The following is a 15117-nucleotide window of genomic DNA, read 5'->3' as shown; positions in this document are numbered from 1 at the left end:
TGTTTAAATATCGGTTAACGGTCACGGAAGCGTGATATCAAGCAAGTTGAAAACGTTCTGTATCCTGTTGATAATGGTCGTGTTGCTGCTGCCTGCAAATAGCAGCCCGACTATTTCATCATGACTGTTCAGTATCACTGATCCGCTGTCGCCTCCCCGGCTCATTGCGCCCGCAATGAGCTGGTCGGTGAACAGTGCTGTTTTTCCGGCGCCAAAGTTAACCCTTACTGTGGCATCGGTTTGTTCAATAATTCCTGTTGTCAGTCCCGTGGTACGGCCGCTCTTCTTTATTTCCATATTGAGTTCACCGCCGGCAGTGCCGGCAATGGTTCCAATACCCAGTATCTCGTTTGAAACCTCTCCTTCATTGAAGGGCTCAGCTATGGCGCAATCGACCAGGTTCTTTCGGGCGTTCACCTTCCGTGCCTCAAGCCTGGTCGCGCTGCCTGAGATACGTGCAAAAAAATTGAAGATACCGGTGATTGTATTTGCAAGGAGGGACCTGCCTTCTTCCTGTTCGAAAATGATTGGTATGAACCTGGTGAGCCTGGCTATCTGGTCGTTATCTGGCGTGCCGCCGTCGAGTGGTGCGGGTTGCAGGACCATATCGCCGGTGCCAGCCATATTTGAATTGGCAAGCACATGGTTGTTGGACAGTAAATGGATCCTTCCCTTGCTTCTTACCAGGCAGCCGAGGGTTCCTGCAGTTACACCGACATGTCCCGCACTTACGCCGCCCGGAGCAGGGCGAAACCTTCCGGTTGGCCTTCCAAGCGCATATATTGTGCCTGTGGGCTGTACATCCGTGGGTATGCCGTCAATTACAGCTGGTATTTTATCTCTTTCCGGGAGGTTTGCTATTGCAACCTTGTTTTCAACCGAGCAGATTATGCAGAGATCTCCGGTCTTCCTGCCGGCTGTACGCTTATATCCGATTCCTGTACCTGTCACATTGAGTTTAGACAGTATCCTGTCGCTTATCCGGGAATGCAGTTCCTTTATTTCGTGAAGGGTTTGCGACATTGTTTTCAATGGTTATTGTAAAAATGACGGAACATCAGTCCGGACCGGCCGGAAGCGGATTGCTTTATAAAAGTATGGCTTTTTGGCGACAGAAAAAAATGGAGGCTGAACCAGTTTATTCTTTAAGGTAATCTTCAAGAATAACAGCCGTTTCAACAAGATCCTGTTCGGTTACGGGTCTCATCCGGTGCTCTCTCAGCAGGCGTCTTATCTCCCTCCTGTTTTCGGGGAACATGTCAAGGATACGCCTGCGGCTGATCCTCCTTGTGGTGTGAACAGTTTCATCGGGGAGCCTTATAATATAGATGTGAGCGGGCTTAATGCGCATTCCTCCGTAAATGATCTCCCCGATCCTCTGGTCACCCCTGCCCGTCTCAATTATCCTTCGCCAGGCATATACTGAAATATCACCATCATGGAGCAATTCTCCGAAAATGTCATCAGTTCCGGCAAGAACTGGTGCATTTACACTTATTTTCCTGTAAACAGAGAGTTGTCCGGCAGGGCCCGGGATACGGAACTCCTTTATCATATCCCTGTCAACCTGTACCTGCTGGTAATCTCCTTCGTAGAGCCAGAATAGTCCGTCAAGATAGCCGTTGTACCTCAGGAGCTTGCCTTTTACCTCTGTTCCGCTATTAAGAACGACGCTGCCCCTGTGCCACTCCTCGTCAGGGTAATGCTGGTTGCCGATTAAGCGGCGGGGGGGATTTGTGACCCGGCCGGAGAGCCCCTGTTCAAAGAATCTTTCGGTGTCGTCGAAGTCGATCTCATTTGCCGGGGTAACGGGTGGCGTGCCATCACGTTCTTCTGCAGTGAGCGGGGAGCCTTCGGGGGTATTAAGGGCAGGTGGCATCGCATTACCAGGCTGCAGTCCGCCATCCCGGCTGTCACCCGGGCCATTGTTCATCGAATTCCGGGAGTTCGGTGTGCCGGTATTCTTATCGTCTGAAACAACAAACCGGGCCTCCTGTGAGATTAACTTGCCGTTACCGGTTGAACCGCTTACTTTAACGGTGAATTCACCTTTCAGATCGCCCGTGAAGAATTTGGCGGTTCTCTTTGGCTGTTCCGGGCCGATAATGAAAACAGGGTCCCAGAAAAGAAGCTGCCTGAAGTCCGGCCTTGACCTGCGCATCTCAACTTTAGCATGGTCGGGAGGGTCATAGGATGAGTAGCCTGCTGCCGGACGCTGGAAGGTGGTGGCAGTGGGTCCTGCGACCTCAATCTCCCTGTATTGGCGGCCAGTACTGAAGAGGGCTACAATGCCAGGGAAGAGGATGTTCCCGTGGCGCCAGTTGTAGTTATGCAGCTCGATTCTCTCAATGGCATCGGAATCGAGATGTACAAGGCTGTTGAGATCACCGGCGTATATACCGTCAATAAAGTATGCAGGGGTGTCCTGCAGGTAAGTGTCTTCGTACCTTAGCATCATGGTCGATGTGTACAGGTCGCCCTGCCTCCTGATCCTTAAAAAAGGAAGAAGTTCGCGTGCGATCTCCTGCAGGTTCTCAAGGTACTCGTATTCTCTCATTGTTTCGAGGGTGTAGGCCGGAGCGGAATATATAACCGGACGGTATCCGTGGCCTGCCCTTTCCCTGTGCAGGTTATGATCAATACCCAGGGTTTTGTTCACCCTCACTATATCCCTGCTGGCAAGAATATGCTCCCGGCCGGGTATCATATGCCGTCCGGTTTCGGGAATAAAGGGGGATCGGAGACTGTAACGGTTGTCAATCAATATCTCTGCATTGTCTGAGCTATTGTCACCGTTATACAGGGAAAACCAAAGCTCTCTGCCGTCATGGTAATCGTTGAGCCTGAAGTGGAATGTTCCGTTATTGTCAGTTATAGCATATAGCAGGTTTAGAGTGGTATCGGTTACCGATAGAATAACTGTGGCTCCGGGGATCCCTTCTCCATTAATGCGGTTTTGGACCCTTCCCGTTAAAACAGGCCCGTTGGTCTCCTTGAAAAACCGGGATGAAACGGCAAATCTGCTGCCGGCTATGGCAGTACCGGTAATTTCTGTTGTGCTTGCACCAGTTGTGCCTGCATTAATGCCGGGGTTTCTGTCAGGCACCCTGCTGTCGCTGCCGCCGGCACCATAATTACTCTGACTGTCTGCAAAAGAGCTGCTCTGTGCCACAGAAACGGTGAGAATGGCCGGAGTACCCTCAGGTAGAAGGGACTCTATTTCCAGCTCGAACATCTCACGTGTTCCGGCTGTTGTGACGGGCATTGATATTCTCAAAGGTTCATTGCTGGGACTGCCTGTTGTCTTGTCCCCGGAAAACCTGTCGCCGGGGTCAGAAGAGCTGCCCGACGTAGGCTCTGTTTTGGCCCGACTGTAAGGGATGTCCCCTGCATCATCGGCTGGCCCTTTATTGCCGGGGTTATCAGGGGGGTGTCCTGTCCGGCCATTATTTCCGGGTAAGAGGCTTTCATAAGCGGTGTCGTCAAACCGGTTTATTGCAACTATCTGTTTGAAGGCATAATACTCTTCCGGGAAGTTCCTCATCAAATTGGTAAATGCCACAAGCTGGTAATACGAGGTGCTGAGGGTGTCGGGCAGGTAGATGCTGCCTTTTGCCATGTTATCCTTAACGATCAGTGATGCCCTTTCGATGACCTCATTGCGCTGGTTCCTGATTACCAGGTAGGCAATGCTGCTTGCCGGGGCACCATACCTGTTGCTTATATCGAGCCGGAAGTAAACCCTTTCGCCTGCGATGTAAAAATCCCTGTCGGTGTGAATATTAATCGTTTCTGCCCGGTATTGACCATGGTCCGGTCCGGCAACACCCGCCAGCACCAGGATGCCGTGATTCAGAAGTGCGCAAAGTAATATCGACATAATGTAAAACCTGTGCATCATTCTCATTTTTAGTCTTTCCAGAAGGCAGGTTTAACGTTAAGCATAGATCCTCTTGGAGGGATATGCTCAAGGTCTTCTATTCTTATGAAATTGAATATATTGTCGTATGACTGGTCAACCAGCATATGGGTTTCCGAGCGTGTTGATGAGGCCTCAAAAAAACCCACTGCCAGCCTGCCGGGATCGGTAATGCATGTTATGTTGGAAGGCAGTTGTGATACCACCGGGTCAAACAGCTTGTTCTCGGAGGTCATTTGCCTGTGGGCTTCGCGGTGGAACCGGTAAGCCTCATTATTAAGGGTATAATACCTTATTATCAATATCTTCCGGTGCATGTACTCCTCCGGATTAAGTCCGTAATGAGTCTTTTCCGCGGGCAGGAAACAGAGTGAATGGCCTGACACTGTCTCGTAGTCACCATCAAACCGGTGGATGTTAATGCCGGGCTCATCATTCAGGCTCAGCTTTTTCCAGCGGTAATAAACATCAACGTCGGGTATCCTGAAGTGATAGTAATTGTACAACAGCAGCATGGTGACCTCTGTCCGGAACCTCAGAATCGTCCCCTCCATACCTGTCAAATCGGAGTATACATTTGTGCCCCTGATGCTTCTGCGAACAGGATTTCCCTGCATATCTTCATATAGAAACTCCCTGGTGGTGCGGTGGGGGTGAAGTGCGTCCAGCTTTGCCGCAGGCACGATCTGCTGGGGTTCTGACCTGTAAATATCTCCGTTCTCCGTCTCAATGTGCAGAACATAGCTTTGACCCTCAATTCCCCTGAAACCGCTGGGTGGATAATATTTTTCCCCGGATATGGTGAACGGGTAAACATCACCGTCGTCATCGCTCAGGTATACGGTTGCGCTTCTCAGAGGCAGAAGGTTTCTGACCGGGGTCAGCTCCTGGTAAAGTATACTGATATAGCTCATGCCCGGCTGGTCGGTAATCAGGCCGTCCACAACCAGTATGTCGTCAAAGCTATCTGTTTCAGGGTAATATAGCTCCCTGCACGAGAAAAGGGCCGTAAGAATTAATAAAACTGCCGTATATGATTTTATGCTGTTCATCTCCCTTGATAATACCCGGTTTTGTTTTCCTCAGAACCTGAAATTATATGTCAGTGTCGGGACCGGGCGTCCGATTATGTAAAGTTTATATAAATTAAATTCTGAAGTCCTTGTTCCGGGCGAGGTGCGTTCCTTTTCATAAAAAACCGAATAGGGGTTTTTGCGCCCGTAAACATTCAGTAACGAAAACGTCCAGTACCCGCTGCGCCTCTTGTTAATGCGTATTGTTTCATGCCGTGAGATATGCAGGTCCAGCCTGTGGTACGAGGGCATCCTGTATTTGTTCCTGTCGGAGTAGTACACCAGCTGTCTCTCCCCATGCGGGAACACGAATTCGGGCAATGTTACGGGACGTCCGCTGTTGTAATTGAAGGTGGCGCCAATTTGCCATCTTCTTGATATGTTATAGCCCGTATTGAGTGCAATCTCATGGGGCCTGTCGAAGTTTGACGGGAACCATCTGTTGTCGTTGATCTGGTCTTCCGTAAAGGTGCTTTCTGACCTTAACCTGGATACAGCCAGGGTGTAACTTATCCATCCGGTAAACCGGCCTGCATTTTTTGCCGCGTAAAGTTCCAGGCCGTAACTGTATCCCCGCGCGTTGATAAGGTCTGTCTCAATGTGCGGGTTCATCACTATTTCAGCTCCGTCCCTGTGGTCGGTAAGGTTCCTGAGATCCCTGAAATAGAGCTCGGCAGATGTCTCGATCATGTTGTCTGCAAAGTTCCTGAAGTATCCGGCTGCGAACTGGTTGCTGGTAAGAGGTTTCACGTGATGGTCGCTCAGTTTCCATGTATCTGCGGGAGTGATTACAGCCGTATTGGATACCAGGTTTATATACTGGTTGTTCCTGGTATAGCTTGCCTTTACCGAGCTGGATCCGTCAATGCTGTACCTGAAGCTGACACGGGGTTCAAGTCCGCCATATGCCGCCACAGTCTCGTTCCTGCCGAAAGAGAGGGTGTCGGTTATGAACTCCACCCTTCTGGGTCTGGTTTCATCATAGATGTAGGTTTGGCGCGGACCAAGATAGAGGTAACGGGTGTACCGCAGCCCCACTTCGGCGCTCATGCGGCCGGTTATTTCAAACTCATCGCTTGCAAACAACGACAGTTCAGCACCCCGTTCCCTGTCTATCTGCATGGGTTCAATCCGCGAGCCTGAACCGGCCGGAGAGAGGTTGCCCGGGTTTATTCCGTATCCTATGGCATTCAGACCGAACTCAACCCTGTGGTTACCATCAGGGAACCACAGCAAGCTGGTCCGCATACTTCCGTAATCAATTGATGAATGTAAGTCATATGATTCGGTGTCGATCAGTTCGCCTGTTTCCGATACGGTATAATCATAGAGGCTGACACCACCTGTAACGTTCATCGAGAATGTCTCGCTCAGTACCCTGTTGTACCTTAACGAGGTCAGGGTATTACTGTAGCCGTAGCCGGTTATGCCGCCCCTGGAAAAGTTGTCATCGCTGTGGTAGGCAAAAAGCGAAATTGTGGTGTTGCTGTTCGGGGTGAATGACAGGGAGGCGCTGATATCGTAAAAGCCTGCCGAGCTGTTAAGCAGTTCATCTGCCGGTATCCGGTCCAGCAGCCAGTCCGAGTAAGAGGTCCTTCCCCCGATGGCCAGGTTTACCCTGTCAGGTATTATTGGTGTTTCAAGGTGCATTCGCCCGTTGATAAGACCGATACCTCCTGTTAGCCTGAACTCATCAATATTGCCGGGATTCATACGCAGATCGGTTACCGATGATACCCTTTCACCGTAACGTGCAGGTATTCCGCCCTTGTACATGGTCATTTCGCTTACCATATCGGGATTGACCACCGATACCAGTCCGAACAGATGAGAAGGGTTGAAAAGCGGCATACCCTCAAGCATTACCAGGTTCTGGTCATTGCTGCCTCCCCTTACATGAAATCCACTCCCGAATTCTCCGGTGCTCTGAATTCCCGGCAGAAGGGTCACAGCCTGAAGGATGTCCCTGTCGCCTAAACCAGAAGGCAATTGTCTCAGCACCCGGGCATCCATGGTTATTACGCTCATCTGTGTACGGCTGATATTCTCTTCGGCCCTCCTGGCCATTATGGTGACCTCATCAATCCTTTGTGTCTCCTCAAACATGAAGAAGTCATGTTCGCCCGGCCCCAGAAGGTTTACCCTTCTGTACTGATCCTCATACCCCACAAAGCTGAGCCGGAGCATCAGCTCACCCGTGGGAAGCGTTAGAGAGAATTCACCGTCCCTGTCTGCCGGACTTCCGGTGCCGGTTGTTTCCGAATATATCACCGCACCGGGAAGCGGATCGCCGGTCGTGCCGTCCAGGACCCTGCCGGAAAGATTGGCCCTGCTAAATCTTCCATATTGTGAAGGGTCGCCTATGGTAAGCAACAGCGTATCGGGGTCACGTCTCGTCTCTGTTATGTCGAGGGGCAGTATCACCAGGTATCCGTCAATATCAACCAGGGTAAGTCCCCTACCCCTGATGATATTCGAAACGGCCTGTTCAACCGGCAGCCGGGTGATAGTTAGGCTGAATGTTTCATTTTCAAACCACTGAGGTTCGTAGAATATCCTTACGGAGTGCTTCTGCTCCAGTATTTCAACTATCTCAGCGATACCATACCTCTTGTCATCCTGTGCCCCGGCAAAGGCAAAAACTCCGGTCATGGATGGAAGAAAAGAGATTATTACCGTAAGGATCCTTACGTTTATCCGCATATCAGTGCTAAGTGGCAGTTATTTGACCGTTTCCGGTGTTGCTGGTAATCCTCTGGTGTCAACCAACGAAACTAACAAATACTTTTATCAACATCGGTGGTCTGTATTTAAAAAATGTTAATTCATTTATCTGCATATGTTGCGAACATAGAGTTATATGTTAACATCTTTTATGGAGTTTTATTTTCATGCTTCGTTAAAATGGTTTATTTTGCTGTCTCTTTTGTTCAGATATTATCATAATATGTCTTTTCAATAAGTTTTGAAAGACAACCCAATAAACAATAATAATGAGAAGATTACTGCTATTTATCCTGCCGGCTGCAGCCGCCCTGTTTGGTATTGCAGGCACGACGGGCGCCCAGCACCTTGATGTGCCCTATGTTCCCACACCATATGATGTGGTTGATGCGATGCTTGATGTAACCGGAGTCGGCCCCGGCGATTACGTTATTGACCTCGGATCCGGTGATGGCAGGATTGTCATCGCAGCTGCACAGAGGGGAGCATTCGGACACGGTATCGATCTCAACCCGGTGCGGGTAAAAGAGGCCGAAGAAAATGCATCTAATGCAAGGGTAAACGACAGGGTGGTGTTTATTGAAGGAGACCTTTTCGAGGCTGACATAAGCAATGCAACAGTAATAACGATGTACCTGCTGAGCTCCGTCAACCTTCGCCTGAAGCCCGTGCTCCTGGAAGTTCTGAAACCGGGTACCCGGATTGTTTCTCATAGTTTCAGCATGGGCAGGTGGGAAGCCGATGAGCACCTGGTGATAGATAACCGCCATGTATATTACTGGGTGATCCCGGCCAATGCCAGGGGCAGATGGGGCTGGAGCACCAACGGCAGGGGCTTCTCCATGGAGGTAAACCAGGAGTACCAGAAAATAACCGTCAATCTCAGTGCCGGCGGCCGTCCGCTAACAATTGAAAACCCCAGCCTGAACGGAGAGAGGATCAGCTTTACCGCGCTTGACCGTAGCAGCGGAGAGCGTTATGTCTTCAGCGGCAGCGTCAATGATGGCACGATTGACGGTAAGGCTCTTATTCGCGGCACCAATTCGCGGATAGTTGAAAACTGGTCCGCTACCCTGACCGGACGATGACACAGTCCGCCGGCGGTTCGAGACCGGCTCCCACTTTCACCACGCTCAGCTCAATGGCTGTAGTGGTCGGCATCGTTGTTGGCATAGGGATCTTCCGTCTTCCGCCGATCGTGGCGCTCAATTCTGCAGGCGAGCTTCAGTTCATCCTTTTCTGGGTTTTCGGGGGACTCGTCTCACTGATGGGGGCGCTCTGTTATGCCGAACTATCTTCTTCCATGCCCGATTCAGGAGGCGAGTACTATTTCCTCAGGAAGGCATTCGGTCCCGCGACAGGGTTCTTCCTCTCCTGGGGCAGGATGACGGTCATACAGACCGGCTCGCTTGCCCTGATAGCCTTCATTCTGGGCGACTATGCCTCGCTGCTGCTGAACCTCGGCCCCTACAGTCCGTCGATATATGCCGCGCTGGCTGTGATGGCGCTTACCGGCCTGAACATCATGGGCACCATCCATTCAAGCCGCACCCAGAGCATACTGGCATCGGTAATTGTAGCAACAATTATTATAATAGGTGTTTCTGCACTGCTTTTCACTTCCGGCGAGGCCGTTTCCGGGATCACCCTTTCGGGGAAGGGAGGGCAACTGTTTTCGGGCGGGGCTCCCGGCGCTGCAATGATATTCGTATTGCTCACTTATGGAGGATGGAGCGAGGCCGCCTATCTTACCGGCGAACTGCGCAACGTCAGAAGAAGCATAGTGAGGGCGCTTGTCTTTGGAATTGTCATAATTACCGGGCTCTATGTGATGATAAACCTTGCCTACCTTCATGTGCTCGGTTTTGAAACTTTGCAGGGATCATCAACGGTAGGGTACGACCTGACTGAAAGGGTGTTCGGCACCGGAGGCTCAATCCTTGTGGTTATCATTGTCATTGTTGCCGCCCTTTCAACCGCCAATGCAACAATCATAACTGGGGCGCGCACCAACTATGCAATAGGGCGCGACTTCAGGCTGTTCGGGTTCATGGGCAGATGGAACCACCACCGTAACAGTCCCCAACCCGCCCTCATCTTCCAGGCATCGATCGCCATGGCACTGGTCGTTGCCGGAGCCTTTTCCAAGGAGGCGGTGAGCACGATGGTAGACTACACCGCGCCGGTTTTCTGGTTCTTCCTGGCCCTCACCACGCTAAGCCTGTTTGTTTTCAGACTCAGGAAGGAGGGCCTCAGCGGATCGTACAAAGTTCCACTCTACCCGCTGCCGCCGCTGCTGTTCCTTGCGGCATGCATCTACATGCTCTATTCAAGCCTTGTTTTTACCGGGATCGGCGCCCTGGCAGGCGTCTCCATCCTTGCTGCCGGTATTCCCGTATGGTTCCTTGCGGTGAAATTCCAAAAAAAGTAAACCGTTACTTTACGAATGTGGTTATACCATTTGTGTGCCCGGCATATGAGCATACACTTGTGATGTAACTATTTTTATGGGGCTATTTTCCAAACAAACCCATAAAGAACTGAGTAGGACTTATGGCAATACTTGATGGAATTTTATTGTGGCAAACAACGTTGCTCATCGAATTTTAGGTTGGTTATCTGTTTTTGGATAAACCTGAGATTGCCCTGTCGGCTGAAAGCTTTCCGGTAACAATTGACATTGGAAAACCAGAGGGACTATAGGTCCATTGGCCTGCCTGAAATACAGAGGGTAATATGGTTCTGACTGAATCGTTAACCTTCAGCATCTGATTTACAGCAGGTATAAAGGGGTTTGTAAACGCCCAGCCCGTAAGGGCGCCATGGGTGTTACCTGTCAACATTTCAATGGTTAATGGCGATGAAGAGAACCGGTCACACACCTTGTCCTTTAAACCAGGGAAAATGGTTTCGTTCAAAATATCAATTGTGATAACTTCCATATAATCCCTTATTTCTTTAGTCCAGCCATGCTCATCAATCTTTTTATCCAGTTCATAATCCAGAAACAGGCTCACCTCAAGGCCAACCTTTCCCGCAGGGGCTAAATCGGGATCGCGCAGAACGGGAATGGCAATCTCAAATGTGTTCATTTTGAAGTACTCCAGAAGATAATTCTTAATCCTGCTCTTCAACTCTGAATTATCAGATTGAATTTCACGGGAATTCAGGAAGGTTTCAATGTCTTTGGTTGATACTGTTGATAATCCCCTTTTATCAGGGGTATAGAAAAAATGCCCTGTGCAAATTCTTTCAAAATAATCTCTGTTTTCGGTTACTGTTAAATACAGGGTGAATACGGAATCGCCACCCTTCAACGGTTTTAATTTGGCTCGTTTTTCTTCAATCCCACAGGCTAACTCCTTGCTTTTTAGATCCTCAACGGGAATGATATTGTAGAGCTGTTTAAGATCGCACGCCCAAATCAAGGTGGAATAATCGGTGCGGTTGCCATTACTGTCGGTAATATACTTCTGTTCCGGGTTTAAGTTCCTTACTGATACTCCGGTATTAATTACTCCTCCTTTTTCGATTATAAAATTGGTTACACCATCAATTACACTTGCAGTCCCCCCTTTTGGATAGTGGTAATCCAGGTACAGGCTGAAATAGCTTAATGCAAAAGATGTTGGTGTGTTTCTGAAGAAATGCTGGGCAATAATATCAATCAGCGCCTGACTATCAGTTAGCCTTTTAAGGTAATCCTCAACCGGCTCATACAGCTTATTTATTTTGCGCATGGTAAACAGGAAGCGGAATAGCCACGGAAGAAGCTCCATGAAAAGGTACTTTTTATTCCTTGCAAAATCCATTAAAGCCGGATTATCGATGCCGTAAAGAACATCCATATACCCCATTATCTTAATAATCTCCTTTATGATGGCTGAGATATCGCCGGCATTTTCGGGAAAATGGGATTTCAGAAAGGCTTCATAATCATCAATGCTATTCTTGTCAATAACCTTGATTACCTGATCTTCAATGCCAATAGAAACAATAGATTTTTTGAATTCAATATCAATGCCCAACTGCTTCAGCATGGGGAATACAATACCCGAATTCTCAATTGACCGTAATCCGGTATCGAAACAGACACCATTTCGCTGGAAGGTTTGCACCAGGCCTCCCGTTTTTGGCAGCTTTTCAAACAGTGCAACCGACCGCCCCGATTTGGCAACATAGGCAGCAGCTGTCAGACCGGCAATTCCTCCACCAACTACTAAGGTATCATATCTCATTTTAAATCAAGAAATGAGGTTATTTTGTTTTTAAGATTTTGTTCGCTGCCAGTTTCCCGGTGAGTATCGACATGGGAACACCAGCAGGACTGTATGCCCACTGGCCAGCCTGATAAACCGATGGCAAGGGAGTTAGCACTGAACGGTCAGCGATCTGGATCTTGTTTATCACGGGCATCTCTTTCTGAAACTCCCAGCCAACAATTGCCCCCTCTGAGCTGGCTGTTCTGTTGTGGATATTTAAGGGCGAGAATGAGAAACGATCAATTACCTTATCCTTTAAAATGGGGTAAATCGATTCTGAGATTACCCTTAGAACCCGATTCTCAACTTCAGAGATAAATTGCTCAATCCAACCTGCATCTTCTATCTTTTTGAACAGCTCATAATCTGCAAGGAAACTGATAATCATACCAGTTTTACCGGGGGGGACCAGATCTTTATCCTTCAGACCAGGGATTGATATTTCGAAAGTATTAAGGGATAAAAATCTATCGAGCCAGTCTAAAACCTGCTGCCTGGTGGTACTATGAAAACTATTTAACAGCTCGCCAAGCTCTTGCCGGTGGGTTTCTCCTAAACCATGTCGCGATGGAGTATAGAAAAAGTGACCATTTGCAATCTTGCCAAAGCTCTCAAGGGGTTCGTCAATCTGAAGAAAAAGAGTAAAAACAGAATCTCCACCCTTATTCCTGAGCATTCTGGCCTTAACATCTTCAAATTTCATCTTGATATCTGTTGCAAGATTCTCAGTGTCGGCTATTCTGTATAGCGTTTTAAGATCGGCAGCCCAGACTAAATTCTTATACTTGTAGCTAATATTATTATCGCCGGTAACCGTTTTATTATCAGGCGATAAACCAGTAACCATTATTCCTGTTTTAATCTCGCCACCCAGCTCAGCAATTTTGTCATTTAAAGCTTCAGACAGCTTGCCCACACCTCCCCTGGGATAAAAATAGTCCAGGTAAAGGGAGAAGTAACTCAGGGCAAAAAAGGTTGGTGTATTCTTGAAAAAATGCTGGGAGATAATGTCCCGGAGCGATGGGTTCTTTACCACAGAGTTCAGGTAATCCTCAACCGGTATCTGCATTCGGTTAATTTTACCTATGGTTAACAGGAATTTTGGAAACCAGGGGATCAGTTTTTTGAAGATAAAGGATGTGTCGCGCTTGAGATCTTTAAAAAGGGGATTTTCTATCCCGTACAGCACATCCATATGCTTCATAATCCTTCGGATGGTTTTCACTACCTCATCAATCTCCTGACTGCTATCGGGGTAAAGCTTTTTTAGTAAATCTTTGTATTCTGCAAGGCTTTCAAGATTTTCGATGTTCAGGATTTCATTTTCTATCCCAACTGAGACTGGACTTTTCACCACTTGAAGATCAATCTTTAAATCCTTTAGCATGGGAAGGATGATCCCGGCATCTTCAATGGCCCTGACGCCGGCATCAAAATGAAACCCATTGCGCGAAAAGGAGTTAACAAGTCCCCCAGGTTCCCGGTTCTTTTCTATCAGAAGTACTTTTTGTCCCTCACGGGCAAGGTATACGGTGGCGGTTAAACCTGCAATTCCTCCTCCAACAATTATGGTATCATATGTATCCTTGATCATATCTTCTAAACTTCGTGTTCTATTAAGCCGGTCATTTCAAGCGTTTTCTCCCATAGTTCACAGGCAACCTCTTTATCCATAGCAGGTGGTGCCGGCTCCTCCTGAGTGGTCAAGTTAAAAAATTTTCCACTAACACCTTCAATCTCTTTTGAAACGCCCAGATAATAAAGTGCTTCTGCTGATATTTCCGGAGATTTAAGGGTTTTATCGAAGATATTTCGCTTAAACCACCGGTAAACCGGGCCGTTTTCCTGTCCTGTTTCAGTTTTTACCGCTCCCGGATGCATTGTGTTTATGGTAACTCCTGAATCTTTAAGCTTATCATCAAATACAATCATTGAAAGAAGTTGTGCTGTTTTCGCAGAGCCATAGCTTTTTAATCCGGAATATCTTCTCTTTTCCCAGTTCAGATCATCAAGTCTCAACCCCCAGGCAGCAAAGCGGTGCCCCTCTGAACCCACCATGATAATGCGTGCCTTCTCCTGCGCTTTTAGCTTATCCATTAAAAGGTAATTCATTATGAATGATGACAGGTAGTGAACCACAAAAACCTTTTCAAAACCATCGGGCGTTAGTTCCCGTTTGGTGAGATAAACTCCTGCATTGTGAATAAGCACATCAATGGGAGTCTCTAGCTGAGCCAGTTCATTGGAGGCAAGGAGAATATCATTAGAAACACTCAGGTCGGCTATCTTATAATCGCATCTCACACCAAACTCCTGCTCAATTTCTCTGCTAAGATTTTCGGATTTTTCCTTGTTCCTATTCACGCACAAAAGGTTTGCTCCCCTGGATGCGTACTTTCGGGCCGTAATGTAACCAATGCCTGATGTGGCACCGGTTATGACCACAAGTTTATCCCTGAAGTCGTCTCTGCATAATTCAGGGTCTTTGCGATTATTCCTGATCATCGCAAAGATGTTAGACCATTTGTATTCACGAATGTATTGTGCTGTCTTCTTTCTCATAGGATGCGGTTAACCAAACTTTTTGATCAGGAACCTGCGGTACATTTTTCCAAATCGGGGGATGTTATTAAAAATATCGCCCCACAAATCGTAGTAGTCGCGCTGTTCCTTTATCAACCCATCCTCGCTAAGCACCAGTTTTGTTGCACCGTACATAGGTGTACTGGGATATTTCTTAAACATCATGGTCATCACCCAGTCGAACATAATCACATTATCGTTTTGGGTAATAGCCAGGATTTCCATCTTAAGTTGCCTGGTACGTTTGGTAAGCCGGTTGCACATAGCGATAAAATTGTCCAGTCCCTCAATCCGTTGGATAGTATCCTGAAAAACTATATCCTTATGATAGTATTTGAATATATGCGACCAATCAGGTTTTCCTTCACGGTTATATGTTTGGGACCACAATTCCTTGATTGTGTCAATATTCAAAGGCACCTTTTCTGGTTCTTCATCCATTGTTTGCTGTTCCTGAGAATTCATATCAGTTTAAAAGTTTTCTGGTTTACAATAACCGTTAACTCCCGGATAAATGTATTGCGAATTGTTTTTTATTGAGATGAAGATATGAAAA

Annotated in this window: 10 protein-coding genes; 2 read left to right on the top strand and 8 right to left on the bottom strand. The window is 47.9% G+C overall.

Features of this window, described 5'->3' with window-relative positions; all coding sequences use genetic code 11:
* Nucleotides 1-21: 21 nt before the first annotated feature.
* The 4 genes from EA408_11180 to EA408_11165 form a co-directional block, all read right to left on the bottom strand.
* Nucleotides 22-1023, bottom strand: a complete 1002-nt coding sequence (locus tag EA408_11180; GenBank protein ID TVR70457.1) for a hypothetical protein — start codon at nucleotides 1021-1023, stop codon at nucleotides 22-24.
* Nucleotides 1024-1138: 115 nt separating this feature from the next.
* A complete protein-coding gene (locus tag EA408_11175; GenBank protein ID TVR70456.1) occupies nucleotides 1139-3907 on the bottom strand; it encodes a carboxypeptidase regulatory-like domain-containing protein in 2769 nt (922 codons plus the stop codon).
* A 2-nt stretch (nucleotides 3908-3909) separates the two neighbouring features.
* Complete coding sequence (locus EA408_11170) at nucleotides 3910-4971, bottom strand: DUF4249 domain-containing protein (protein ID TVR70455.1); 1062 nt, start codon at nucleotides 4969-4971, stop codon at nucleotides 3910-3912.
* Between the two features lie 30 nt (nucleotides 4972-5001).
* Nucleotides 5002-7695, bottom strand: coding sequence for a TonB-dependent receptor (locus EA408_11165; GenBank protein TVR70454.1), 2694 nt, complete (start codon nucleotides 7693-7695; stop codon nucleotides 5002-5004).
* A gap of 290 nt (nucleotides 7696-7985) precedes the next feature.
* Here EA408_11165 and EA408_11160 point away from each other — a divergent pair, with 290 nt between their 5' ends.
* On the top strand, nucleotides 7986-8804 hold the full coding sequence (locus EA408_11160) for a methyltransferase domain-containing protein (protein TVR70453.1): 819 nt from the start codon (nucleotides 7986-7988) through the stop codon (nucleotides 8802-8804).
* Complete coding sequence (locus EA408_11155) at nucleotides 8801-10147, top strand: amino acid permease (GenBank protein TVR70452.1); 1347 nt, start codon at nucleotides 8801-8803, stop codon at nucleotides 10145-10147. Before EA408_11160 ends, EA408_11155 begins: the two co-directional genes overlap by 4 nt.
* Nucleotides 10148-10331: 184 nt before the next feature.
* Here EA408_11155 and EA408_11150 read toward each other — a convergent pair whose 3' ends face one another.
* Genes EA408_11150 through EA408_11135 form a run of 4 tightly spaced genes read right to left on the bottom strand, consistent with a single transcriptional unit; the run spans nucleotide 10332 to nucleotide 15002 of the window.
* A complete protein-coding gene (locus tag EA408_11150) occupies nucleotides 10332-11954 on the bottom strand; it encodes an NAD(P)/FAD-dependent oxidoreductase (protein TVR70451.1) in 1623 nt (540 codons plus the stop codon).
* A 19-nt stretch (nucleotides 11955-11973) separates the two neighbouring features.
* Nucleotides 11974-13569 carry an NAD(P)/FAD-dependent oxidoreductase gene (locus EA408_11145; GenBank protein TVR70490.1) on the bottom strand — a complete coding sequence of 532 codons (1596 nt, stop codon included), beginning with the start codon at nucleotides 13567-13569 and terminating at the stop codon, nucleotides 11974-11976.
* Between the two features lie 8 nt (nucleotides 13570-13577).
* Nucleotides 13578-14540 carry an SDR family NAD(P)-dependent oxidoreductase gene (locus EA408_11140; protein TVR70450.1) on the bottom strand — a complete coding sequence of 321 codons (963 nt, stop codon included), beginning with the start codon at nucleotides 14538-14540 and terminating at the stop codon, nucleotides 13578-13580.
* 9 nt (nucleotides 14541-14549) lie between these two features.
* Nucleotides 14550-15002 carry a nuclear transport factor 2 family protein gene (locus EA408_11135; protein ID TVR70489.1) on the bottom strand — a complete coding sequence of 151 codons (453 nt, stop codon included), beginning with the start codon at nucleotides 15000-15002 and terminating at the stop codon, nucleotides 14550-14552.
* Nucleotides 15003-15117 lie beyond the last annotated feature (115 nt).

The sequence above is a fragment of the Marinilabiliales bacterium genome (assembly GCA_007695015.1).
Classification (GTDB): Bacteria; Bacteroidota; Bacteroidia; order Bacteroidales; family PUMT01; genus PXAP01.
Note: the sequence above shows the minus strand (reverse complement) of the source record. Positions and strands in the feature narration are given on the sequence as shown.

What these genes read in the sequence shown, in the direction of transcription:
- EA408_11180 (TVR70457.1), bottom strand. Translation starts at nt 1,023, where the DNA reads ATGTCGCAAACCCTTCACGAAATAAAGGAACTGCATTCCCGGATAAGC.
- EA408_11175 (TVR70456.1), bottom strand. Translation starts at nt 3,907, where the DNA reads ATGAGAATGATGCACAGGTTTTACATTATGTCGATATTACTTTGCGCA.
- EA408_11170 (TVR70455.1), bottom strand. Translation starts at nt 4,971, where the DNA reads ATGAACAGCATAAAATCATATACGGCAGTTTTATTAATTCTTACGGCC.
- EA408_11165 (TVR70454.1), bottom strand. Translation starts at nt 7,695, where the DNA reads ATGCGGATAAACGTAAGGATCCTTACGGTAATAATCTCTTTTCTTCCA.
- EA408_11160 (TVR70453.1), top strand. Translation starts at nt 7,986, where the DNA reads ATGAGAAGATTACTGCTATTTATCCTGCCGGCTGCAGCCGCCCTGTTT.
- EA408_11155 (TVR70452.1), top strand. Translation starts at nt 8,801, where the DNA reads ATGACACAGTCCGCCGGCGGTTCGAGACCGGCTCCCACTTTCACCACG.
- EA408_11150 (TVR70451.1), bottom strand. Translation starts at nt 11,954, where the DNA reads ATGAGATATGATACCTTAGTAGTTGGTGGAGGAATTGCCGGTCTGACA.
- EA408_11140 (TVR70450.1), bottom strand. Translation starts at nt 14,540, where the DNA reads ATGAGAAAGAAGACAGCACAATACATTCGTGAATACAAATGGTCTAAC.
- EA408_11135 (TVR70489.1), bottom strand. Translation starts at nt 15,002, where the DNA reads ATGGATGAAGAACCAGAAAAGGTGCCTTTGAATATTGACACAATCAAG.